Annotated in this window: 13 protein-coding genes; 8 read left to right on the top strand and 5 right to left on the bottom strand. The window is 58.4% G+C overall.

Translation table 11 applies throughout. From position 1 onward, the window contains the following. Positions 1-25: 25 nt before the first annotated feature. Positions 26-1,582 (bottom strand): SpvB/TcaC N-terminal domain-containing protein, encoded by a 1,557-nt coding sequence (locus AB4N42_RS25960; protein WP_460115540.1) that lies wholly within the window; start codon positions 1,580-1,582, stop codon positions 26-28. Between the two features lie 341 nt (positions 1,583-1,923). Continuing rightward, positions 1,924-3,447: a fumarate hydratase gene (locus AB4N42_RS25955; protein WP_217861355.1), complete on the bottom strand. Its 1,524-nt coding sequence runs from the start codon at positions 3,445-3,447 to the stop codon at positions 1,924-1,926. 541 nt (positions 3,448-3,988) lie between these two features. On the opposite strand from AB4N42_RS25955, the gene AB4N42_RS25950 reads away from it, so the two are divergent. Both AB4N42_RS25950 and AB4N42_RS25945 read left to right on the top strand, forming a co-directional pair. Then, a complete protein-coding gene (locus AB4N42_RS25950) occupies positions 3,989-5,095 on the top strand; it encodes a GGDEF domain-containing protein (RefSeq protein WP_030140844.1) in 1,107 nt (368 codons plus the stop codon). After that, a complete protein-coding gene (locus tag AB4N42_RS25945) occupies positions 5,088-6,035 on the top strand; it encodes an iron-sulfur-binding ferredoxin reductase (protein ID WP_217861356.1) in 948 nt (315 codons plus the stop codon). Before AB4N42_RS25950 ends, AB4N42_RS25945 begins: the two co-directional genes overlap by 8 nt. Before the next feature lie 174 nt (positions 6,036-6,209). Here AB4N42_RS25945 and pyk read toward each other — a convergent pair whose 3' ends face one another. After that, complete coding sequence (pyk, locus tag AB4N42_RS25940) at positions 6,210-7,661, bottom strand: pyruvate kinase (RefSeq protein ID WP_460115539.1); 1,452 nt, start codon at positions 7,659-7,661, stop codon at positions 6,210-6,212. A gap of 357 nt (positions 7,662-8,018) precedes the next feature. On the opposite strand from pyk, the gene AB4N42_RS25935 reads away from it, so the two are divergent. Both AB4N42_RS25935 and AB4N42_RS25930 read left to right on the top strand, forming a co-directional pair. Continuing rightward, positions 8,019-8,393, top strand: coding sequence for a tetratricopeptide repeat protein (locus AB4N42_RS25935; RefSeq protein ID WP_030140841.1), 375 nt, complete (start codon positions 8,019-8,021; stop codon positions 8,391-8,393). A gap of 271 nt (positions 8,394-8,664) precedes the next feature. Beyond that, positions 8,665-9,024 (top strand): PilZ domain-containing protein, encoded by a 360-nt coding sequence (locus AB4N42_RS25930; protein ID WP_323155568.1) that lies wholly within the window; start codon positions 8,665-8,667, stop codon positions 9,022-9,024. A 278-nt stretch (positions 9,025-9,302) separates the two neighbouring features. Here AB4N42_RS25930 and AB4N42_RS25925 read toward each other — a convergent pair whose 3' ends face one another. Then, positions 9,303-9,668: a DUF6124 family protein gene (locus tag AB4N42_RS25925; RefSeq protein ID WP_460115538.1), complete on the bottom strand. Its 366-nt coding sequence runs from the start codon at positions 9,666-9,668 to the stop codon at positions 9,303-9,305. 535 nt (positions 9,669-10,203) lie between these two features. Here AB4N42_RS25925 and AB4N42_RS25920 point away from each other — a divergent pair. Next, complete coding sequence (locus AB4N42_RS25920; protein ID WP_030140838.1) at positions 10,204-10,575, top strand: hypothetical protein; 372 nt, start codon at positions 10,204-10,206, stop codon at positions 10,573-10,575. Positions 10,576-11,036: 461 nt separating this feature from the next. Here the strand turns inward: AB4N42_RS25920 and AB4N42_RS25915 are convergent, their stop codons facing one another. Beyond that, positions 11,037-11,252 carry a DUF6124 family protein gene (locus AB4N42_RS25915; RefSeq protein WP_309475713.1) on the bottom strand — a complete coding sequence of 72 codons (216 nt, stop codon included), beginning with the start codon at positions 11,250-11,252 and terminating at the stop codon, positions 11,037-11,039. 738 nt (positions 11,253-11,990) lie between these two features. Here AB4N42_RS25915 and AB4N42_RS25910 point away from each other — a divergent pair. From AB4N42_RS25910 to AB4N42_RS25900, 3 genes are all read left to right on the top strand, one after another. Further along, positions 11,991-15,119, top strand: a complete 3,129-nt coding sequence (locus AB4N42_RS25910) for a hypothetical protein (RefSeq protein ID WP_460115537.1) — start codon at positions 11,991-11,993, stop codon at positions 15,117-15,119. A 157-nt stretch (positions 15,120-15,276) separates the two neighbouring features. Beyond that, complete coding sequence (locus tag AB4N42_RS25905; RefSeq protein ID WP_460115536.1) at positions 15,277-18,921, top strand: Tc toxin subunit A; 3,645 nt, start codon at positions 15,277-15,279, stop codon at positions 18,919-18,921. A gap of 5 nt (positions 18,922-18,926) precedes the next feature. Next, complete coding sequence (locus AB4N42_RS25900; protein WP_460115535.1) at positions 18,927-22,979, top strand: Tc toxin subunit A-related protein; 4,053 nt, start codon at positions 18,927-18,929, stop codon at positions 22,977-22,979.

Genomic DNA, 22,979 nt, shown 5'->3' with positions numbered 1-22,979 from the left:
GTCGCTGTCCGGTTCATGGGGAACGTCAACGCCGTGCGGCGAAGCCTAGTTCACGAAGGTTGGCGTAGAGTCGCACGCTTTTCGGGCCGATCATGGCCAGCGAGCGCAAGCCGTCGCCAGTCAGGTCGCTCAATTGCGCGGCGGGGTGCACGAACTCCGTGGGGAAACGCTTGAAGTCGGTGAAGGTCGACCAGCTGCGGTCAGGGTTCAGCGTGTAGAAGCCGTTCATGCCGGGCTGGGCGATGACCCAATTGAGGCGGCCGCTGCCAGTCAGGTCGGTGAGCAGTTGCATGACTCCCGGGTTTTCGGCGGCGATCGGAATGCTGGGAAGAAGCGACCAGGCACCGTAACCGATTTCTTCACTGTCGCCGGTCGTGGCGCGCTCGGGTTCGCGGTAATACCAGCCATTGGTGTAGCGGCACAAGAAGCCTGGGACGCCTTCGCCATACAGGTCGACGCATTGATAGCGAACGCCATCTTCCAGGGCGGGCATTGTCTCGAGGGCGAAGAATGTCTTGGGTTCCAGGTTCGGCTCGAAGTCGCTGTAATGCAGTTCGACGGGCGGGCTGTTTTCGACCCGGCCGTCCGCGTCCCAATCTTGATAATGGGCAGCGGTCAATGTGCTATAGCGCAGCTCGGTAGTGGTGTATTCCAATAGCAACCGTCGCACCAGCGCGGGTTCGGTGTCGGCGTCGGCGGGGAAGTGGTGGAACATCAATACTTGATGACACAAGCGCCGTGTGCCGACTTCGAAACCGTATCGGTACGCGTGGAGCGGGTCGGTGCGCGTTTGCCAGGCGGCTTCGTCGTCGGCAGTCCAGGCCGGCTTTTCATCGAGCTGGACGGTGCGCTGGCCGTAGTCGAACAACAGATGGAAGTGCCAGGGCAGGTTGGCGGGGTTCTCTTCCTCGAAACAATAAAAGGTTTCGCTGGCCGTGGCATTGCCATAGCACACCCGGCGCAGGTAGCGCTGGGCGCTGTAGTCGTGGTCATCTTCGGACTCGGCGGGATCGGCGGTGTATTCGTAGTAGATGTGCTCGCCCAGCGGGCTGACTTCTTCCAAGAGCAGCCATTCGGCAATGCGTAGCGGATTTTCCGGATCAGCAATGCGCGACTCGCCGCTGTGCCCATAGCAATACAAATTCCCGTCGCTACCTTGTACGCGCCAGAACGGCGGCTGGCCGCCGTCGGGCATCCACAGCTCATGGATTTCGAATGCGCTTTCCAGCCTGGGGTAATAGCGCACCACCGTGTAGGTCATATCGCTACGCCCTGGAAGCATGCGCGTGACATGCGCCCCGTGGTCGGCCCAACGATCCACCCCGTCGGGACCGACCATGACATCGTCTTCGAGGTAATGCGGCACGCCTTTACTGGTCTTGCGCGCAATGCTGGGGATCGGCAACTGCATGCCGATGCCAAACGGGCCATTGCCGCTCTGGCTGTTGTACTGAAGGGTCATGGCCGGCGTCAGGTAACGAGCGCTCGACACCGGCAGCGGCAATTCAAACGAGGCGGCGCCCCGCGTGCCCACCGGGCCGAGGCTGTTGCCAATAGTCGCGATCGACGCGCTGCCGAGCAATGGAGGGTGTGATGATCTGTAGGGGCGCTTGCTCTGCCATGGACGTTTATCCCTTTGATCAGCGCCAGGGCTGATTCCTGGCCAGGATGAGGATGCCAAGGGGGAGCGGGGATGTAACCTGTCAGATCTTACAGGTGGGCGGGTTTGGCCGATGAATGGCTGTGCGCATGCCTTTTGTGGGAGCGAGCTTGCTCGCGATAGCGGTGTGTCAGTCAACGTCCATGCTGAATGATCCAACGCTATCGCGAGCAAGCTCGCTCCCACAGGTTTTTGCTGCGGGCATGAAAAAAGGCCGGTGGGTTTGCCGCCCACCGGCCTTTTTCACAGCGCTGGAGTGCCTGTTATTGCACTTCCACCGCCAGGCTCTCGCTGATCTTCTGCTGCCAGATCGCCGGGCCTGTGATGTGCACCGACTCGCCTTTGCTGTCCACGGCGACGGTCACGGGCATGTCCTTGACCTCGAACTCGTAGATCGCTTCCATCCCCAGTTCGGCGAACGCCAGGACCTTGGATTTCTTGATTGCCTGGGCCACCAGGTAAGCGGCGCCGCCGACGGCCATCAGGTAGACGGCCTTGTTGTCCTTGATCGCTTCGATGGCGGTCGGGCCGCGCTCGGATTTGCCGATCATGCCCAACAAGCCGGTCTGCTCGAGGATCTGGCGGGTGAACTTGTCCATCCGCGTGGCGGTGGTCGGGCCGGCTGGGCCCACCACTTCGTCACCGACCGGATCGACCGGGCCGACGTAGTAGATGAAGCGCCCCTTGAGGTCCACCGGCAAGGTTTCGCCCTTGTTCAGCATTTCCACCATGCGCTTGTGCGCCGCATCGCGACCGGTGAGCATCTTGCCGTTGAGCAGCACGGTTTCGCCCGGCTTCCAGCTCTGCACGTCTTCCGGGGTCAGGGTGTCGAGGTCCACGCGACGGGCCGACGGGCCGGCTTCCCAGACGATTTCCGGGTAGGCGTCCAGCGGTGGCGCTTCCAGCGAGGCCGGGCCGGAACCGTCGAGCACGAAGTGGGCGTGACGGGTGGCGGCGCAGTTGGGGATCATGCACACCGGCAGCGAGGCGGCGTGGGTCGGGTAGTCCATGATCTTCACGTCGAGCACGGTGGTCAGGCCACCCAGGCCCTGGGCGCCGATGCCCAGTTGGTTGACCTTCTCGAACAGCTCCAGGCGCATCTCTTCGATACGGTTCTGCGGGCCGCGGGCCTTGAGCTCATGGATGTCGATGGATTCCATCAAGACTTCCTTGGCCATCACCGCGGCTTTCTCGGCGGTACCGCCGATGCCGATGCCGAGCATGCCCGGTGGGCACCAGCCGGCGCCCATGGTCGGAACGGTCTTCAGGACCCAGTCGACGATGGAGTCGGACGGGTTGAGCATGGCCATCTTCGACTTGTTCTCGGAACCGCCGCCCTTGGCCGCCACGTCCACTTCCACGGTGTTGCCCGGGACGATGGAGTAGTGGATGACCGCCGGGGTGTTGTCCTTGGTGTTTTTGCGCGCGCCTGCCGGGTCGGCGAGGATCGATGCACGCAGGACGTTTTCCGGCAGGTTGTAGGCGCGACGCACGCCCTCGTTGATCATGTCGTCCAGGCTCATGGTCGCGCCATCCCAACGCACGTCCATGCCCACGCGCACGAACACGGTCACGATGCCGGTGTCCTGGCAGATCGGCCGATGGCCGGTGGCGCACATGCGCGAGTTGATCAGGATCTGCGCCATGGAATCACGGGCCGCCGGCGATTCTTCGCGCAGGTAGGCCTCGTGCATCGCCTGGATGAAATCCACGGGGTGGTAATAGGAAATGAACTGCAGGGCGTCGGCAACGCTCTGAATCAGGTCGTCTTGCTTGATCACGGTCATGAGTCGCGCTCCTCTCTAAAGACGGGAACATTTTATGAGGCAGCTTCAAGCGGCAAGCTTCAAGTGGCAAGCTGAAGCAGTACGCGTACTGCTCGGAACTTGCCGCTTGAAGCTTGGAGCTTGGAGCTGACCCCAGGTCAAGGCACGCCGGGCATGCTGGCGCGACGCTAAAAAGGCGCGGCAGTATATCGCAGGCTGGGGGCCTGTGGGAGCGAGCTGCCTTTGTGGCGAGGGGATTTATCTGTGGCGAGGGGATTTATCCCCGCTGGGCTGCGAAGCAGCCCTAAAATGACTGAAGGCGAACACCCTGACACTCCGAGGTGACTGGTTTTCAGGGCTGCTCCGCAGCCCAGCGGGGATAAATCCCCTCGCCACAGGGGGATCGGCGGAGCCGGCAGATGCGTCAATCTGGGCCATTGCTTTGACGCCATTTTTCTGCTTCAGAATTGAATGGTCATTTGTCGAGCACGCCACTAAAGTGGCGTCTGGCCTATAGCGTAGGACACCTCTGTCAGTCTCCTTTCCCATGGTGAGTCACCGATTGACCCATAACGCCATTCAACGTCTTCTGCTTAAACGTTTCGCCCTCGCAGCCACGACCTATGCGCTGGCGCTGGTGTTGCTGTGGCTGGCGTTTTTCAGTGGCCATTATCTCGACTCATTGCGTGGCGTCATCATCGGCACCTTGTTGGTGGTGCTGTGCCAGGGCGGGTTGTTCGCGTTGTTCATCACCGACCGCAACCTGCGGTTCGCCGACCCCAGCCTCACGGAAATACAGGTCTGGATCGGCCTCGGCTGGCAGACCTGGATGATGGCGCACCTGGACCAGGCTCGCGGCGTGTTCCTGGTGTTTTATGTGCTGATCCTGCTGTTCGGGCTTTTTCATCTCACGCGGCGGGCCTTTGTGCGCTGCGCGACGCTGGTGTTCATCAGCTTCACCGGCATCACGCTGTGGGACGGTTATTTCTTCCGGCTTCCCGACCCGACGCTGGCCGGCTTGCAAGTGTGCGTGCTGTTCATCGTGCTGGTCTGGCTGGTCCTGTATGCCCGCTACGTCCAGACTTCGCGCCAACGCATGCGCCAGCGCCGGTTCGCCTTGCAGGCGCACCAGGACACGTTGCGCGGCATGATGCGCCAGCTTGAAGACCTGGTCGCCACCGACGAACTCACCGGCCTGTTCAATCGCCGGCATTTCCTGCGCCTGGCAAGCCGCGAACTCAATACCCTCAGGCCCGGCATCGCCCATGGCCTGGCCTTGATCGACCTGGACCATTTCAAGCGCATCAACGATCTGCATGGCCACGCGGCAGGGGATCAGGTGCTCCAGGCCTTCGCCGGCGTCGCCACGGCCTGCCTGCGCGAAGGTGACGTGCTGGCCCGATACGGCGGCGAAGAATTCGTCATGCTGCTGCCCGCCTGCGATCCCGCACGCCTGACGGCCTGTTGCGAGCGCTTGCGGCTGGCGTTCACCGAGGTTCAGTTGACCGAATTGCGCGTGGGCAGCCTCAGCCTGTCGGTGGGCATGACGATGCTGGAAATGGGCGATGACCTGGACAGCGCCTTGCAGCGCGCCGACCAGGCCTTGTACCGTGCCAAGCGCGATGGCCGCAATCGGTGTGCCGCCGCTTGGGAGAATGTCGATGCCTGAGTTGAAAGTCGCCGACCGACAATGGACGGTGGCGGCGGGCGATAACTTGCTGGACGCGCTCAACCAGTCCGGCGTGCCGGTGCCCTACAGTTGCCGTGCCGGCAGTTGCCATGCGTGCCTGGTGCAATGCGTGAGCGGCGATGTGCGTGACAACCGTCCCGATGCGCTGACCCCGGCGCAGCGTGATCAAGGTTGGCGGCTGGCATGCCAATGCCAGGTCATCGAAGACGTGCAGATCCACACCTTCGACCCACGGCGCGACGGCCAGGCCGCCGAGGTGGCGGCGCTGGATTGGCTCGGCGCCGACGTGCTGCGCCTGCGCATTACGCCGCAGCGACCGTTGCGCTATCGGGCCGGACAACATCTGGTGCTGTGGGCCGGCGACGTGGCCCGGCCGTATTCCCTGGCGAGCCTGCCCGAGGACGACCGCTTCCTGGAGTTTCACCTCGATTGTCGCGCGCCAGGGCAATTCGTCGATGCGGTGCGACAACTCAAGGCCGGCGACCCGATCCGCCTCGGTGAGTTGCGTGGCGGCGCGCTGCATTACGATCCCGATTGGCATGCAAGGCCGCTGTGGCTGCTGGCCTCCGGCACGGGGCTGGGGCCGCTGTTCGGTATCTTGCGCGAAGCGTTGCGCCAGCAGCATCAAGGGGCGATTCGGTTGATTCATGTGGCCCGCGATGCCGCTGGGCACTACTTGAATAAACCCCTGCAGGCGTTGGCGGCCAAGTATCCGAACCTGAGCGTCGAGCTGCTGACGGCTGCCGAGGCCCCAGGCGCACTCGCGCAGTTGCGCCTGGCTTCGCGTCAGACCCAGGCGTTGGCCTGTGGCCATCCGGATTGGGTCGAGGCGTTTGCCAAGCGTTTGTACCTGGCTGGGTTGCCGCGTAATCAGTTGCTGGCGGATGTGTTTCTTACGCGTGGGAATGGCGGCGTCTGACAGATCGTCATCGCGAGCAAGCTCGCTCCCACATTGGATTTGCGGCGTACACAGAACCCCTATGGGAGCGAGCTTGCTCGCGAAAGCGCCAGCCCAAACACTGCATTCCCCAAAGCACAAACCAAAAAGCCCCGCCATTCACATGGCGGGGCTTTTGTTTTCAGCAACCGATCATCAAACCATCGGGTCGCCAACGTGCAGGATCTTCATCCCGTTGGTGCCGCCGGTGGTGTGGTAGCTGTCGCCCTTGGTCAGGATGACCCAGTCGCCTTTTTCCACGACGCCGCGCTTGGTCAGTTCATCGATGGCTTTCTGGCTGACTTCGTGCGGCTCCAGCGAAGCCGGGTCGAACGGAATCGTGTACACGCCACGGAACATCGCTGCGCGCGCCTGGGCTTCGCGGTGCGGGGTGAAGGCGTAGATCGGCACCGAGGAGCGGATGCGCGACATGATCAGCGGGGTGTAGCCACTTTCGGTCAAAGCGATGATCGCCTTCACGCCCGGGAAGTGGTTGGCGGTGTACATGGTCGCCAGGGCGATGCTTTCGTCGCAGCGGCTGAATTCCTTGCCGATGCGGTGGCTGGAGGTCTTGCCGGTCGGGTGCTTCTCGGCGCCGATGCAAATGCGCGCCATGGCCTGCACCGCTTCGAGCGGGTAGAGGCCGGCGGCGCTTTCCGCCGAGAGCATCACCGCGTCGGTGTAGTCCAATACGGCGTTGGCTACGTCGGACACTTCGGCGCGGGTCGGCATCGGGTTCTGGATCATCGACTCCATCATCTGGGTCGCGACGATCACCGCTTTGTTGTGGCGGCGTGCGTGCAGGATGATCTTCTTCTGGATGCCCACCAGCTCGGCGTCGCCGATTTCAACGCCCAGGTCGCCACGGGCCACCATCACGGCGTCGGACGCCTTGATCAGGCCGTCGAGGGTTTCATCGTCGGCCACGGCTTCGGCGCGTTCGATCTTGGCCACCAGCCAGGCAGTGCCGCCGGCTTCGTCGCGCAGTTGACGGGCGTGTTCCATGTCCGCCGCATCACGGGGGAAGGACACGGCCAGGTAATCGACTTCCATTTCCGCGGCCAGCTTGATGTCGGCCTTGTCTTTCTCGGTCAGGGCCGGGGCGGTCAGGCCGCCACCGCGACGGTTGATGCCTTTATGGTCCGACAGCGGGCCGCCGATGGTCACGACGCAGTGCAGTTCGGTAGCGGTGGCGGTTTCGACGCGCATCACCACGCGGCCGTCGTCGAGCAGCAGCTCGTCGCCCACGCCGCAATCCTTGACCAGGTCCGGGTAGTCGATGCCGACCACTTGCTGGTTGCCTTCGGTCAGCGGGTGACTGGTGGAGAAGGTGAACTTGTCACCAATCTTCAATTCGATGCGCTTGTTGGCGAATTTCGCGATGCGGATCTTCGGGCCTTGCAAGTCGCCCAGCAGGGCAACGAAGCGGCCGTGCTTGGCGGCGAGGTCGCGCACCAGCTTGGCACGAGCCTTGTGCTCGTCGGGGGTGCCGTGGGAGAAGTTCAGGCGGGCAACGTCCAGGCCAGCCAGAATCAGCTGTTCGAGAACTTCCGGCGAATTACTGGCCGGGCCAAGGGTAGCGACGATTTTGGTGCGACGGACGGACATGCAGGACTCCTCAAGTTCAAGCGCCAGCGAAGGCTACTATGGTCTTTGGGTGTAGTCATTGTTCAAGTGCACTACTTATTCGTTTCTTTTTCGAAATGAACATTCCTGAAAATTTTTGCGCCTCTACGACTTTCACATTCCTTCTGTGGCGAGGGGATTTATCCCCGCTGGGCTGCGAAGCAGCCCTAAAATGGCAAATGCACATTAGCCTGACACACCCAGGGGTTGGCTTGGGGGCTGCTCCCCAGCCCAGCGGGGATAAATCCCCTCGCCACAAGAGCACTGCCTAGCTGAGCTTTCAGGTTGAAGATTTTTCCACCCAGGTCGATAAAGAACTCAAGACAGGAGAACCTCCCCATGCGATTCGTGCTTTTTATTGCCCTGGCCCTGAGTATCACGGGCTGCACCCGTTGGTCGATGAACCACCACATGAACCTCGCCTACACGGCCTACGAGCGGGGCGACTGCGACCAGGTCATGCTCGAGCTGTCCAAGGTCGACCGCGCCAGCCGCGCTCGCCGCTACATGCAGCCGGAAGTCTCGATGATGCGCGGCCAATGCCTGGAACGGCAAAAGCTGTTCGTCGACGCGGCGCAAACCTACCAGTTCATCCTCGCACAGTACCCCAACAGCGAATACGCTTACCGCGCCCGCGCACGGCTCGAAACCCTGCAGAGCCTGGGCCATTACCCGACCCGCAGCGCTGCGGCGATTCGCCCTACGTCATTCTGATTGCGTTGAATTGAAACCTTTGGACCGAGCCGCTTGTCGACCGATAACAGGTCTCGCATTCGGCTGGCCCTTGTCCATGCTTGGGCTATATTTGTACAAGGTATGAATAGGTTCCTGGGTTTCAATTTGAAGCGTCACCTGTGACCGGCAGAAGTTGGCCAGCATGCTTGGATGCGTCTGGCACCGGGATCGGGGAGAGCGAGCTGACTCAGGCTCGTTCCGAATCGACCGATGGCCGTGCACACGGCTGTCCAGAAAAGCGATGCAAGCCATGTACAAAGGACGTCGAATTGAACGGCATCAATTGCCGTATTTCCTCCAGGTCTTCAATGGCACCAACCAGAACCCTATCGGGTTCCTGGGTAATGTGTCTGAAAACGGCCTGATGCTCATCAGCCATTTGCCGTTGATGGTGGGCGCAAATTTTGACCTCTGCCTGAAAATACCTGCCGACGAAGGGCCGCAGCAACATATCCTGCTGAGAGCCAACTGCCTGTGGTGCCACGAAGATGTGACGCCCCAACACTTCGACGCCGGCTTCAGCCTGCTCCGGGCGTCACCGGAATATGGCGTTTTGGTGAGCGCGTTACGGCAGTATTTCAGCTTCCATCCGGTGTCGGCCTCGGCCTGAAGCCCCGATTTTTTACTGGATGCCCCCAGCTCAAAACCGCCCCATAACCCGTGGCGAGGGAGTCCCCCCGCGTCGTCGACAGCAGCGCTGTGGCAACGTGAGCTTGGTTCTGTGGCGAGGGGATTTATCCCCGCTGGGCTGCGCAGCAGCCCCCAAACCAAACAACTCGGTGTGCCAGTAAGGTCGAAGTTGTTGCTTTTGGGGCTGCTGCGCAGCCCAGCGGGGATAAATCCCCTCGCCACAAGGACGTCTAACTCAACGCGTTGCTCACGCCGCTCTCAACGCTGCACCTTCGCCTCGCCATCCATCAACTTCTCCAGCAACAACACCCCCATCTCGCCCATCTGGTGAATCGCCAGGGCCAGGTTGCGCGGGGCGCCTTCCAGGTCTTCCGATAAATCCAGGATCAACGTGCTCACCGAGCAGAAGGTTTCGTACGTGTGCGCCAGCAGGCCTTCGGGGTCGGCATCGGGGGCGACGATGAAATAGTCCAATTGGCGTGGGGTTTTGTCCGGCTTGCCGGCGTTGGGCTTCAGGTAATGGTCCAGGGCTTTTTGCGCGGCTTTGTCGAGCTTTTGCTCGTCGAGGGTTTTGCGGGTGGAGCGTGGGGCGGGTTTTGGGGGATTTGGGGTTGGTTTGATCATGGTGAACTTCCTTCCAGTGATGCCTTGACCTCCTCGCGACTAAACGAGGGGTGGCGGCTGTACGCAGGTTAGTCGACCGGGGAAGTGTCACCAAAAACCGGCGCGCCGAAGCGCCCTGCGCACAGCCACCATCGAGTGCAGGGTAGGAAACCTGACTGATGGAAGCGCAATGCACCTGATGACATACCCCGAGCGACTAAACCCGATCGCTGAGGTGTCAGCGACGCGAATCACGTTACGGGGCAAGGCCAAGGTGCACAAGTCGGCGGATTCTGGCGGATCTGTAGTCCATTGCGCAAGGAGGTGTAGTCAGGTTCGGGGCATTCCTACAAAGGTGGTAGGACCGTTGGTCGGGACTGTCGGAGTTGACAGGTGCGCGGCAATTGGTTCCGACGTTTATTGGTACCACGTCCCAGTCGTTATATGGCTAATAGAGATGTTCAGGAGCCCATAGGGGCGCGCTCTGTTACTTCTTAATCAAACATTGCCCTGCGAGTGCTGCCGGGCAATATGTTCGTTAAAACGAGGTGCAGTCATGAATGTTGATAAGACCCCAAAAGCAGTAATAGTGGAAGCGGAACGAGACGGTCAATGGGCGCAACTAAGTTTGGAGTATTCGTGGTCGGAGAATGGCACTATGTTTACTGTTAGAACCATTAACTATATAGCCTCGAATAATGGCCGCTCAGAAGGTAATATTAAGTTGGCGCTTGTTTCAGCTGGCGACACCGGCTGGAGGCAGTTGACAGGCAGCGGGATTCAAGACGGAAAATGGCACGAGTTTGGACACACTGTTTCTGTGCAAGGTAATAATCGAACGGCGGTTATACATTTTAATTGGATATATGACCAGGCGTGGCCGCGCAACGATATTAATATGACGGGGGCTTGGGATGTGACGAAATAAACTGTCCTGTCGATGCATAAATACTAACTTTATAGATGTTCGCAAGTGGCTCGTGGTGGCTAACGTTGACGCGGGAAAGATACCTGACAGTAAATATGAGGTGGAAGAATTTCCACATTACGCTTGAAGCCAATTTCGGCCTGCGATGGACGTCGCCGGGATGCAGAAAATGTGAGTGCGTCGCCGATATCTACATCAGCTTCTATCCGATGTAGATATCGCGTGGGCCTTGGTTTTTACTGGGCAGCTCTAGTCTCAAAGACGCCCAATAGTTCAAAGTTACCCATAACTCCGTGGCGAGGGAGCTTGCTCCCGCTGGGTCGCGAAGCGGCCCCAAAACGCCTGAATGCGGAGCAACAGTTACTGCATTCGCCAGTTTTCCGGCTGCTTCGCAGCCGAGCGGGAGCAAGCTCCCTCGCCACAGCGCTGGCGTCTAATTCATTGCGCCGCTCACGCCGCCCTCAACGCTGCACCTTCGCTTCGCCATCCATCAACTTCTCCAGCAACAACACCCCCATCTCGCCCATCTGGTGAATCGCCAGGGCCAGGTTGCGCGGGGCGCCTTCCAGGTCTTCCGATAAATCCAGGATCAACGTGCTCACCGAGCAGAAGGTTTCGTACGTGTGCGCCAGCAGGCCTTCGGGGTCCGCATCGGGGGCGACGATGAAATAGTCCAACTGGCGTGGGGTCTTGTCCGGCTTGCCTAGCGTTGGGTTTTAGGTAATGGTCCAGGGCTTTTTGTGCGGCTTTGTCGAGTTTTTGCTCGTCGAGGGTTTTGCGGGTGGGACGTGGGGCGGGTTTTGGGGGATTTGGGGTTGGTTTGATCATGGTCGGTCTCCGTTAATGGTGCTGCCACCTTGTTCGCGACTAAACGAATGTGGGTGGCGGCTGGACGCAGGTTAGTCGACCGGCGGAGACACGAAATCCGGCGCGCCCGAGGGCGCCCTGCGAACAGCCACCATCAAGTGCGGGGCAGGGGAGCCCGACTGGATGACGCTTGTGCACATCGTATCTACCGCCGAGCGACTAAACCCGATCGCTGAGTTGTCAGCGACGCGAATCACGTTACGGGGCAAGGCCAAGGTGCACAAGTCGGCGGATTCTGGCGGATCTGTAGTCCGTTGCGCAAGGAGGTGTAGCCAGGTTCGGGGGATTCCTACAAAGGTGGTAGGGCCGTTGGTCGGGACTGTCAAAGTTGACAGGTGTCGAGATAGAGCATTTGGCGTTTATTAATTGAACGCTCCATCAATTTTGTCGTGATTTTTGATAAAAAATGAGATCCGAACATTAAGAGTGATGCGAAGAATTACATGTCCAAATTATTCCAATTTGGTTGCTTACGGTGTAAGTCGTAACTCGTTTGCGCGGCGCAGTTTTTGAAGGCGTCTCGACATAATTAACGGTGGAGTTCAAATATGAAGTCTGTCAGCGATATTGAAGATGTCGATTCTGAAGTCGGAAAAAAATACACCATCAGAGCTCAGGATGGAACTTTATGGGCGGACCTTGAGGTGAGGTGTTGGTGGTCGAGTGAGTCGAAATTTTATGCGCAGCCTCTGCGGTATAAAGCAAGAAGTAACAGTCGCAACAGCGGCAATGCAGAGCTTAGGCTTAAGTCAGTGAACGAAGGGGGGTGGAGTAGCTTAATCGGTGATAAAGGGATACAAGACGGTGCATGGCACGATATGAGTGGTTCGACACATGCAGCTACGGGTAACGGTATTTCAGCAGTCGTTAATTTTCACTGGATATACGATATAAATGATGGCCCGGATAGGGATCTGTATGGAGCGGTGGAGGTGCGTTATGTCGCCCCTCCACGAATTACAAAGCCCACGAGTGGACTTGTGGTGCTACCCGACCAAGCCCTAAATTTTGAAGGTACAGGCACGAATTCGGCGAAAGTCACTGTTTACCGCGCCGATTCGGGGGAGGCATTATCCGAGCCTGTCGACGTAAAGGGTGGCATTTGGGCAGCGCCTTTAATCAAACCGCTGTTGTCGGGGGCAAACCGCATTACCGCGAAGCAGGTTCTTGATGGTATGCCTTCGGATGAGGCGGCGAGTGTCACCGTAACACTGTTGACCAAGCCAGTCATTCTAAAGCCTAAACCAGATACGACAGTTGGACGCTGGCCAGCGTTTTCTGGTACAGGTGTGCCCGGAGCAAAGCTACAACTCCACGTGAGTGGTACGGGTGAAATAGTCCCTCATCTAGATAGATTGGTTGATAAGTTTGGCGAGTTCTCTATTTCGCGCTTAACCAATATATTGGCTACGGGTAACCACTCTTTCACTGCCAAACAGACCCTGAACGGTCAGGAGTCGGGCTGGGCAGAAAATATTGCTATAAAAGTTGTTTCATCCACGCCGCCAGAAATTACCGATCCGCCAGCCGGTTCGGTTCAAGACAGGAACTTTTGGTTGAAGGGCATAAAGGGCCGTTTAGGTTTTAGTGTTAAAGTTTTCAGGGACGGCGGGGAGGATTTGTTTGGGACAAACCTGACGATACTGGATGACTGGACTTGTGCTGTCATAATTCCGGCAGGTCCAGTTTCAGTGGTGGCGATCCTCGCAAATAGCCAGGAGGAAACGGATCGTAGCCCTGCCCGAGCGTTCAAAATCCGTCCTCCCAAGTTGTCCGGCATCAGTACCTATCCATCCAACACCACCATTAAATTCTCAGGCCTCGGCTATTTCGGTGCCACCATCGAAATCACGGTAGACAGTGGCCCAACTGTCAGGCCCCCACCACTGGCGGACGTGAAGGACGGGGAATGGGAAACGACAGCGACCGATTGGCCGTTTGGCAACTACCGCTTGCAGGCGATTCAAAAGGTACCCGACAGAGCAAGTGGTTGGATCGAGTCTGAACCCTATTACTTTTACATTGATGTGGGCTTGCCTGATGTAAGCGAGGTGTCCTACACGCCGGAGTATCGACCGGAATTTTCAGGCAAAGGTTTCAATGACGCGATGGTGAGACTGGTTGATGTTCCTGGCGGCACCAACAAGGTTGCCCCAGATGCTCAAGTGTCCGGCGAAAAGTGGCGGAGCCCGGCCTCTGAAGTCTGGGGACCGACGCTCAGGCGCAAAATCTATATCAAACAGTTTTTGTCGGAAGAGTGGTCACCCAACTGGGTCGAGGTCGAGGTCACCATCCCTCCACTGGCACCCGGCATGGGTGATCCGGTGGATAACGGCCTCTCGCCCAACTTCAGCGGCACTTGCTGGTCGGGTGCTACGCTCAAGCTTACGTTCAATGACGACGGTGTTATGCACACAGTCATCGATGACGATAACGATGGTCGCTGGGCTTTCCGGCGCGATACTCCGTTCGAGCCAGACATTTCTCACACCGCGACGCTTATCCAGACCGCCGCCGAACAAGACTCACCAGAAATCTTCAAAGTGTTTTCGGTTTCCCTGCCCATGCTCAAACCGGTGATCACCTATCCCGGTCCCGACGATATGGTGGGCCGCGATGTGATCGTCCGAGGGGACAACGGCATGGTCGGGGCCACGATGCAACTGCACGATGTTCAGTTCGGAAGGCCGTTGGGTGAGCCCAAGTTGCTCACCGCCGACGGCGAGTGGTCCATCGAGCTCTCTGGACTTGAGTTCCGTAAATATTTCATCCATGCGCAGCAAGTATTAAATGGACAATCATCGGAGCTCAGTGAACAACGGGTGTTCAACGTGGTGCTGCTGCCCCCGGAATTCGTGAAACCACAGCCCGGCGGGAGCTTACCGCGCACCTCGGAGTTGTCAGGCCGCGGTATACCCAATGGGCGAGTCACCGTCTGGCTACAAGGCCAAGCCGACCCGTTACGTGAAAACATCTTTGTGAACTCGATCGGCGATTGGAAAACAGAAGTGACTTTGCCGATTGGCAGCACCACTGTCCGGGCCAAGCAATTTTTTATAGACGAGAAAGGAAACGAGCAAACCTCCGACTTCAGTTCGTGGCTCACTTATAACATTGTCCCTGCCGCACCCTTCATCGAAACCCCTGCCACAGGCGAGCACATTGGCTCCAACGTCGTGGTGTCGGGCTTCGGCATACCGGGGGACACCGTGACGGTCAGGTTGAACGATGCCAGCCGCACAGCGCTGGCGAGCGGCCCGGTGCTGGAGGACCGCACTTGGTCGGTGACCGTAACGCTCGAAACACCCGGCGGCGCCCACGAGCTGCTGGCCGTGGCGAAATGCGAGGGTTTCGAGTCCGCCGACTCGCCGCGAGCGGTGGTACTGGGGACCTACCTGCCTTCAATCGATAGGCCGGCGGCGGGACGTTGGGTCGATAACCCGGTCACGTTCGAAGGCCGGGGCAGGGCGGGCAGCGGGCGTGTCGTGAGTTGGTACAACCCCGAACTGGACTGGGCCGCGGCCCTTGGCGTGACTGCCGGCCAATGGCAGGGCGAGGCGACGCAGACGCTGGTCAGCGGCGGCCAGTGGTGCCGATTCAAGCAGACCCTCACGAGCGATGCGGATGGCGCGACGGTTTCCGATTGGGTTGAGAGTGGGCGCTTCGACGTGAAGTAATGCGGTCCTCGCCGCAGTCCTGGCCCGATGGGCGGTCTTGTGAACTGTCAGATCTGACAGTAGCCGACCAGGGTTTATTAGCGCGTAATTCAACCCACGCAAGGCCTGGCCGACTCGTCGGGCCGTACAAACCGTTTTCGACTCAAGGAAACTGGCCATGGCGCAATCCCGACCTGCCGTGCAACTGATGAAGCAGATTCTCAGTCCGGAGCAACTCGTCCGATACCCTGCACTTGGCAAATACATCGAGGACGGGGGCTCGATCTTTCCGCTGGTTGAAAAAGGCGCGCAAGGACTGGTGAGGGAATTTAACTTGCCCCTTGATGATGCCCGCCGATTTTTACGACGGTGCAACAGCATGGCCCTGTATGTACGCCGTCAGTTCATAGAACACAGCTTGTACGGTATCGGGACCGATACGAGGGCGGCGGGTGCGCGGGACGGATTGTTGTCAATGGTCAAGGGCCCCAGCTTTGACGAACTGTTTACACCCAAATTCGACGCCATGTGCCCGCCACAGGCGCTGGAGTCGCTGACTTCACCGGTGGCTTATCTGATCGAGCTGATGAAGTGGATAGAAGAGCGGATCGAGTCGGTTTCAGACGAGGAGTCCATGCTTCTGCACGACCGACGCAAGGATTTGAAACGGCTGAGCGTAGATTTCAATGCGGTGCATCGCCCCGTATCTGCGGTGGATGTCATCCTCTTGGTGCTGGAGACCTTCATTAAGGAACACCCAGCTTCCGAGGATAAAGCTTCCGTGGATCTTGAAGAAGCCATGGTTCAGGCGCGCTATCCCAATGGTTTGCCTTATTACCAGCACTGGGTCTCCGTGGACACTGTTACACGCCATCATGGTCTTTCGGTGGGGGATTTCGCCCACAAGGTGGATGGCTCGTTTCCGTATTTTTTGCAACCTCAAGCTTGGGATAACGACGCGGGGCGTGCCCTGGCCCATGCGTCGCGGCTGGGCCCTTATCAACGGAAGTTGCTGACGGAGGATCCAGCCGCCCTAGATGTTAAGGAAAGTTTTTATGCCGAGAACTTCGGAACTGATAACACCTATAAATATGAAAACCTCAACCAAGTCCAATTCTTCGGCGAACGAACCAAACTCGACACCCTTGGGCTCGAAGCCTTGTTGTCGGTGCGCCGCTTCGCACCCGTTCGCTCCGCCAACGTCTCGGTGTATCCGACAGCGAATGCAGAAGAGCCGGAAAGTTACCGCTCCGGTTCGGTTTACCTCCACGCCAATATGCTCCCGGTTGTGGAAATCACCGGCAGCGCCGATAGCGAATCGTTTCTTCATCGCCTGACGCTGGACCCCAACGTCGTCGATGGCTTTAAGCGATTTGACCGGATGAACCGAAAGGTGCGTCTGGACCAATGGCTGGCGTTGCCGAGCGAGCAAGTCGACGCACTGCTGGCGGCGGCGATCAACGCCGAGGCGCGTGGGGATGAGTCGCAAGAAAAGTCGAAAGAAGACTGGTGGATCACCCCGCAAGTCGAGCACGCGCTGGGGCTGTTTCAATCGCTACGGGAACGTTACGGGTGTACCGCACCCGACTTTGCTGTGTTTATCGACGCGTTGTCGATTTACGGACGCGGTGAAACGCTTTCGCAATTCGATCAGATCTTCAACCTTCAGGATGACTACCGCGAGCCTTTGAAACTTGACGGAGGACTCTTTGCGGTCTTGCCCGAACCCGAAGAGCTGGACCTGACAGTCGCCCAACTGTGCAGCGCGTTGAATATTGATCTGAAAACCTATGCCTACCTGGCTCAGGCCGTTGCGGGGGCCTATGGCATCGAAGATGGCAAGCTGCCCCGTAGCCCCCAGGTCCTGTCCAGCTTCTACCGTTTGGTGAAGTTTCCCAGGCTGTTGGGTATCACGCCGGTCGAAGGCGTGCTGCTGCTGTCGTTGTTGGGCGAGGAAGCTTGGCTCAACGGCGTCGCGGGTGTACCTCGAATCGGTTCGGCAGACGGCATGCCTGATGTGCTTAATCTGCTGTATGCCATGCAAGAGTGCACGCAATGGTGTACTGATCGCGACATTCCAGTGAGTTGGATACTGCAACAGCTTTTGCCGCCACGCGTCTTGACCGCCACCAACGCTGAAGGCGAGCTTTTCAAACAAATACTCAATTTATTGCCTGGCGCGCTATTCACCGATTCGGCGTTTTTGATGGCGGGTGTACCCGCGCTGGTGGGTGGCAGTTGGGTGGATTTACTGACGGTCCTGGTCGATGCCGATGGGTTGGTGATCGCTTCTGCCCTAACCGAGGCCGATTACTTGGCCTTTGCACGGGAAAAACTCGACGATGCGGTGAGAGATGGCCTTGGCGAAGCGTTTGAGCCCGAGCGTCCTGCCATTGTCGAGACAATGCTCAGCGTGCTGCTGCAGATCAGAGAGAACCAGGTATCGGTGGTCAAGGAGAGCCTGGCGGCTTACGCAGGCGTCGATTCGGGACGAATGATTCATTTGCTGACGTGGGCCAATACAACAGTGCATCAATTGCTGCGCCTGGTGCTCGGGCACGTCGATTTGCAGACCGAAGATTTTCATACCTGGCGCAATGTGCAACCGGACCCTTTGCTTTTTCTGCTGGCTGATATTCGCCGTCGCGGTGCGGTGGTGCAGAAACTGGCGCTTGGCGAAGAGCTTTTGCAGGACTATCTGGAGTATGGCTACATGGCCTGGCTGCCGGGGTCAGTCGACAAGTATGCGCTCACGATTCGGACAGTTTATTACCTGGCGTCGCTCACCCATGCCTTTGAGCTCAGCGAGCAGCCTCCCCAGAAGCTCCTCGATTACCTGCGGGAGGTCAACGCATTGCGTCTCGAGTCAATAGGGACAGCCGCACTGAAATTGGCCCAAGAGGCATCGTCGATCAGGCTGGCCGAATTCTTTAACTGGAGCGTCCAGGAGGTGCGTGAATGCGTGAGCCGCATCGAACCGAGCAAGAAAGTCCTGAAAGACCTGGTCCAACTGGATTGGCTGTTGCGCGTTCGGGAGTTGGCTGCGCGTACGGGCATGGATGCCTTGACGATTTTCCTGATAGGAACTTTGCCAGAGGAATTGAAAAAGTCGGCCTACAAGGAAGCCGCCGACCATGCCTTGCTCAGCATGTCCGAGTCCAATGCACCCGCGGTTACGTTCAGCGAGGATCTGAAGCAGCTCGCGACCTTGACCATTACCGTGGATAACACCGAGGCAGTGCCTAACAAAGATGACGAGAAGATTATCTTCACCCTCATGTTGAAGGACCGCTCCGGGGAACCATTGAGCGGCGTCCATATTAATTGGAGCGCCACGCTGGGCACCTTTCAAGGCAGCGCCGCAACGGACCCCGACGGCAAGGTCGAGATGGAGTTTACGCCGGGCAAAGTGATGGGCACGGACACCCCGCAATTTTGGGTGGATCTGTTTGAGCCGCAATACGGACCCACCGTCAATCTCGTCGCCGACGTTTCAACCCTCACCTTTGCGCTACGGCTCAAGTCACCGGTGCCGCTCTCAGAAGTGCCGTACGGCCAGGAAGTCGAGCTTTACGCCACGCTGATAGACCGTTACGCAAACCTCGGTAAAAACGCCCTTGTGCAATGGTTCTCCGAACCGGTTGATTCTGCGCAAAAAACGGCGCTGCTTATTCGGCCCCGGCAGGGCTTTACCAACGAGGACGGGCAGACGCGGGTATTCGTCTCCAGCCCGACCGGTGGAACGTTCAACGTCAGTGTCTTGAGTGAAGCCAGTTCAGCCCAGGCACATTTCGAGCCCATTACGTTTGCTTCTGAGGAATGACGATCATGGCAACGAACAATATGGGTGAGCTGCTCGAAAAACGTCGTAACGCCCTGGTCGAATACTGCATTGGTCAAATCAAACCGGCAGGGGATGCCTATGGTTTCGTGCGAACCCCGGCAGACTTGTTTGAATTGCTGCGCATGGACCCATTGGACAACTACCCGGTGCAAAGCTCTTGGGTCGGCGAAGCCGCCAGTTGCGCCCAGCAGTTCATTCATGCCGCTTACCGGAAATTGGAGCCCGGCTACGCAGAGGTCGAGTTCGACAAGGGCGATCTGGCCACATGGGAGCTTTATAGCAACTATCCAGATTGGGCGGCGGTGCAGCTGATCGCTCTTTACCCGGAGAACTTCATCAACCCCTTTGTTCGCCTGCGCAAGACCAGTCTGTTCAAGACCCTGGAGAACAACCTCAACCAGACACGCCTCAGCAGCGATTCCGTCCAGCTTGCTCTGAGAGACTACCTGCAGTCCTTCGAGCAAATCTGCAACCTGGATGTGATCAGCGCCTATATGGACGGCGTTACGCCTGACCGTACCGACTATTACTTTGTCGGTCGGCAGCGGGTACCGCCTTTCCAATACTTCTGGCGTAAGGCTGAGGTTGAACTCTCTCCTTCCTGTGTCGCGATCAATCCAACAGCTTGGAGTGAATGGCAGCCTGTGGATATTCCACCTGCCACGACGGTGCTGGACATTCGTCCGGTGTTCTGGAGCGGTCGACTTTGCCTCGTATGGGCGCAATGGCAAGACGCACTTCCGGCGCAGGCAGGCGGCGAGGGGTTGCCGCCCAGGTTGGACATCAACGTCTCTTTCATGTCCCAGAACGGTAACTGGTCGGCGCCTCTGAGCCTGCATCATTCCACGCAGGACGGAGACCCACCAGCCGATGCCCGGCTGATTGCAACCCTGTGGGCTGATCGCCAGCATCCCAAAGGTCGGCTCGGGGTGATGCTGACCTTTGGTGCCAAGAAGATTTTTGCGGTGCGTGACGTGTTGTTTCGTCCGGTGGACACGGATGATGGCCGCTGGTTGGAGGAGGCAGCCAAACATCGCTTCAAGACTGCCGAGACGGTCCAGCATCCGCTGGCGAACCAACCGGCCGTGGTGGTTTCCGATGATCCAGCGGGCACCTTGACGCCTTACTTGGGCTTGCAGGCTGTGGCGTTTCGCGTCGGTAGTGACGACAAATTGTTTGTACAGGGTTATTGCAGGCCGACAGGGAATAAGACTGACGATAAGGTTACCCTGAAATTGGCATTGCAAAGTCCGGCTGGCGGAGATCCGGCGCCGATTGAAAAAGAGTTCCCAATCGCTGGCGGTTGGAGTACTGAATGGCTTGAATTCAGTCGCAGGGAAGGTTCCTGGCCGGATCCGGTCTTTCTGTTCGGCGCTGACTCAGGCGGCCATGGGCGTAAGAAATTTACGCTGACGATCAAAAACGTTACCGGCTTCGAGCCCGTGACTCTTCATAAAAACACCTTGGACGCGGCGCAATTTCTTTCTTTCAACCAGACTGGGCTGGACCTTGAGTACACTCGGTTGAACTCGCTGTTTGGTCCCGAGTTGGTGCAGCGTTCCAATATTTCCGTCGATGCGGTATTGGATTGGGATACGCAATTTCTAGAGGAGCCGCTTCCCCAGGTGGCGACTGAGTTTCTGGAACCCAACGGTGCTTTTAACGGCGCCAACGGCTTGTTCTTCTGGGAGCTGTTTTTTCATGTGCCCCACCTGGTGGCGGCGCGGTTGCGTGCCGAGGACCGTTTTCTCGATGCGCAGAAATGGTTGCATTACCTGTTCGATCCACAAGCACCCGCTGAGTCTTCGGCTGAGAAACCAAAGCCTTTGTATTGGCGCTGTCGGCCGTTGAGTGTTCCCGGCAACTCGGGATTTGAAATTGATGAGCCAACCGATCCCGATGCCATTGGCTATTCGACACCTCGGCATTTCCAGATACTGGTGTTCACCGAGTACGTCAAAAACTTGATCGCTTGGGGGGACTGGTATTACCGCCAGCTCACCCGCGACAGTCTGGTGGCGGCCAAGCTCTGTTATGTCCAGGCCCAGTTTTTGATGGGAAAGGCTCCCGTGGTTCGGACGGTCAACCGTTGGGAAACCGAGACGGTGGGAAACCTGATGAACAAAGCCAACGTGCGCCCGGCACTGGAACGGTTTGAAAAAAACCTGGTGTTCAGCCTGGCGGACTTTCCGGCGGCCGCCGAGGCTGCGCCTTTGATGGGGTTGCTGGCAAACGAGCCCTTCAAGCTGCCGATGAACGAGCAATTACTCGAGCTGTATGGGCTACCCGGTCAGCGTCTGTACAACCTTCGCAACAACCTGACCCTGGATGGCAAGCCGCTGGACATTCCGCTGTTCAGCCCCCCTACCGACCCCAACCAGTTGTTGCGTGATCTGGCGGCCGGTGGCGTGGGAGGAACAAGGCCCATGGGCGGACGCCTGGTGGTGGGGGCCTTTCGTTGGCGTACGACCTTCGAGGTGGCGTTGCGCGCCGTGCAAAGCTTGCAAGACCACGGGGGCCAGGTGCTGCGCTTGCTTGAACAGCGTGATCGGGCCGAACAGGAGGAAATGCAACAAAGTCATCTGGTTGAATTGGGGGCTTACGCTCGGACCGTTCAGGAGCAAAGTATTGCCCAGCTACAAGCAAGCATGGTCGCGTTGGAGCAAAGTCGCGCCGTGGCGCAAGAACGAGCCGAGGAGTATGCACGACGCTATGACGAAAATATTTCGTCGGCGGAATACAGCGTCATGGAAATGCTGCAGGTTTCCAAAACTCTGCAATTGGCCGGGGCGTCTCTCAAACCGGCTGCCGCGGTAGTAGCTGCCATCCCGACCATATTTGGTCTTGCCAACGGTGGCCATCGTCTGGACAAGGCTATTGATGCGGTGAGTTTCGTGCTGGGAACCGCCGCGTCGGTCATGCAGATCGGCGCGGATAAACAGGCCACGACTGAGGGCTATCGTCGTCGCCGGGAAGATTGGCAATTGCAACGGGACCAGGCGCAAGCGGAGGTTCGGGCGATCGACGCGCAAATCACCGCACAGGCCCATTCCCTGCAAGCCGCGCAAACCACCCTGGAGCAAACCCTGAGGGCCAACAGCCAAGCGGTGACGGTTTATAACTTCATCAAGAAGCGCTCGACCAATGCCGAACTGTTCGGCTGGTTGCTGGGCCAGCTCAAGGCGCTGCATTACCAAGCCTATGATGCGGTGATCAGTTTGTGTCTCAGCGCTCAGGCCGCGTTAAGCGCCGAGACCGGCGACTACGACACGCAGGTTGCGTTGCCTCAAGTATGGCTGGACAACCGCCACGGCCTGACTGCAGGCGAGCATTTACATGGATATCTGCTGCGCATGGAGCGTGAATACTTGCAGCGCTATGAGCGACGATTGGAGTTGATCAAGACCGTCTCCCTGCGCCGTCTGTTCGAGGACAAGATTGAATCCCAAGCCGGCGTGAAGAGCTGGAAAGATGCATGGGATGGGTTGAAAGACACCGGGGTCTTGGAGTTCGAACTCACCCAACTGCTGTTCGATCGCGATCATCCCGGGCATTACTGTCGGCAAATCAGCTCGATCGAGGTCGACCTGCCTGTCGTGATGGGACCGTTCGAGGACGTGCGAGCCACCTTGATGCAAGTCGGCAGCAAGATTGCTACAAAAGCGTCGCTTCAGTCCGTGATCTATCTGCACCATCCGGAGGAGTCCGTGGCGCCTTCCGATGTCCAGATCAATCTACGCAGTGGGCAGCAGATCGCCTTGTCGACGGGCCTTTCCGCCAACGGAATAACCGCGATGAAGCCTGATGAAGGCTTGTTGAATCCGTTTGAAAACACGGGAGTGGTCTCTCGCTGGGTGTTGAAGTTCCCCTGGCCGATAAAAAACCCGCTTCAGAAGCAAATGCTCGCCTCCTTGACTGACATCATCGTGCGCATTCGCTACACGGCGAAAGCTGGCGAGTCGACTTTCGCACGTGCTGTTGAAGATCGGGTTACCGAGGCTGAGTCCACTGGACTTAAGCAGAACTCAAAGGGGTGA

Source organism: Pseudomonas sp. H2_D02 (genome assembly GCF_054677635.1).
Note: the sequence above shows the minus strand (reverse complement) of the source record. Positions and strands in the feature narration are given on the sequence as shown.

What these genes read in the sequence shown, in the direction of transcription:
- AB4N42_RS25955 (WP_217861355.1), bottom strand. Translation starts at nt 3,447, where the DNA reads ATGACCGTGATCAAGCAAGACGACCTGATTCAGAGCGTTGCCGACGCC.
- AB4N42_RS25945 (WP_217861356.1), top strand. Translation starts at nt 5,088, where the DNA reads ATGCCTGAGTTGAAAGTCGCCGACCGACAATGGACGGTGGCGGCGGGC.
- pyk (WP_460115539.1), bottom strand. Translation starts at nt 7,661, where the DNA reads ATGTCCGTCCGTCGCACCAAAATCGTCGCTACCCTTGGCCCGGCCAGT.
- AB4N42_RS25935 (WP_030140841.1), top strand. Translation starts at nt 8,019, where the DNA reads ATGCGATTCGTGCTTTTTATTGCCCTGGCCCTGAGTATCACGGGCTGC.
- AB4N42_RS25930 (WP_323155568.1), top strand. Translation starts at nt 8,665, where the DNA reads ATGTACAAAGGACGTCGAATTGAACGGCATCAATTGCCGTATTTCCTC.
- AB4N42_RS25925 (WP_460115538.1), bottom strand. Translation starts at nt 9,668, where the DNA reads ATGATCAAACCAACCCCAAATCCCCCAAAACCCGCCCCACGCTCCACC.
- AB4N42_RS25920 (WP_030140838.1), top strand. Translation starts at nt 10,204, where the DNA reads ATGAATGTTGATAAGACCCCAAAAGCAGTAATAGTGGAAGCGGAACGA.
- AB4N42_RS25910 (WP_460115537.1), top strand. Translation starts at nt 11,991, where the DNA reads ATGAAGTCTGTCAGCGATATTGAAGATGTCGATTCTGAAGTCGGAAAA.
- AB4N42_RS25905 (WP_460115536.1), top strand. Translation starts at nt 15,277, where the DNA reads ATGGCGCAATCCCGACCTGCCGTGCAACTGATGAAGCAGATTCTCAGT.
- AB4N42_RS25900 (WP_460115535.1), top strand. Translation starts at nt 18,927, where the DNA reads ATGGCAACGAACAATATGGGTGAGCTGCTCGAAAAACGTCGTAACGCC.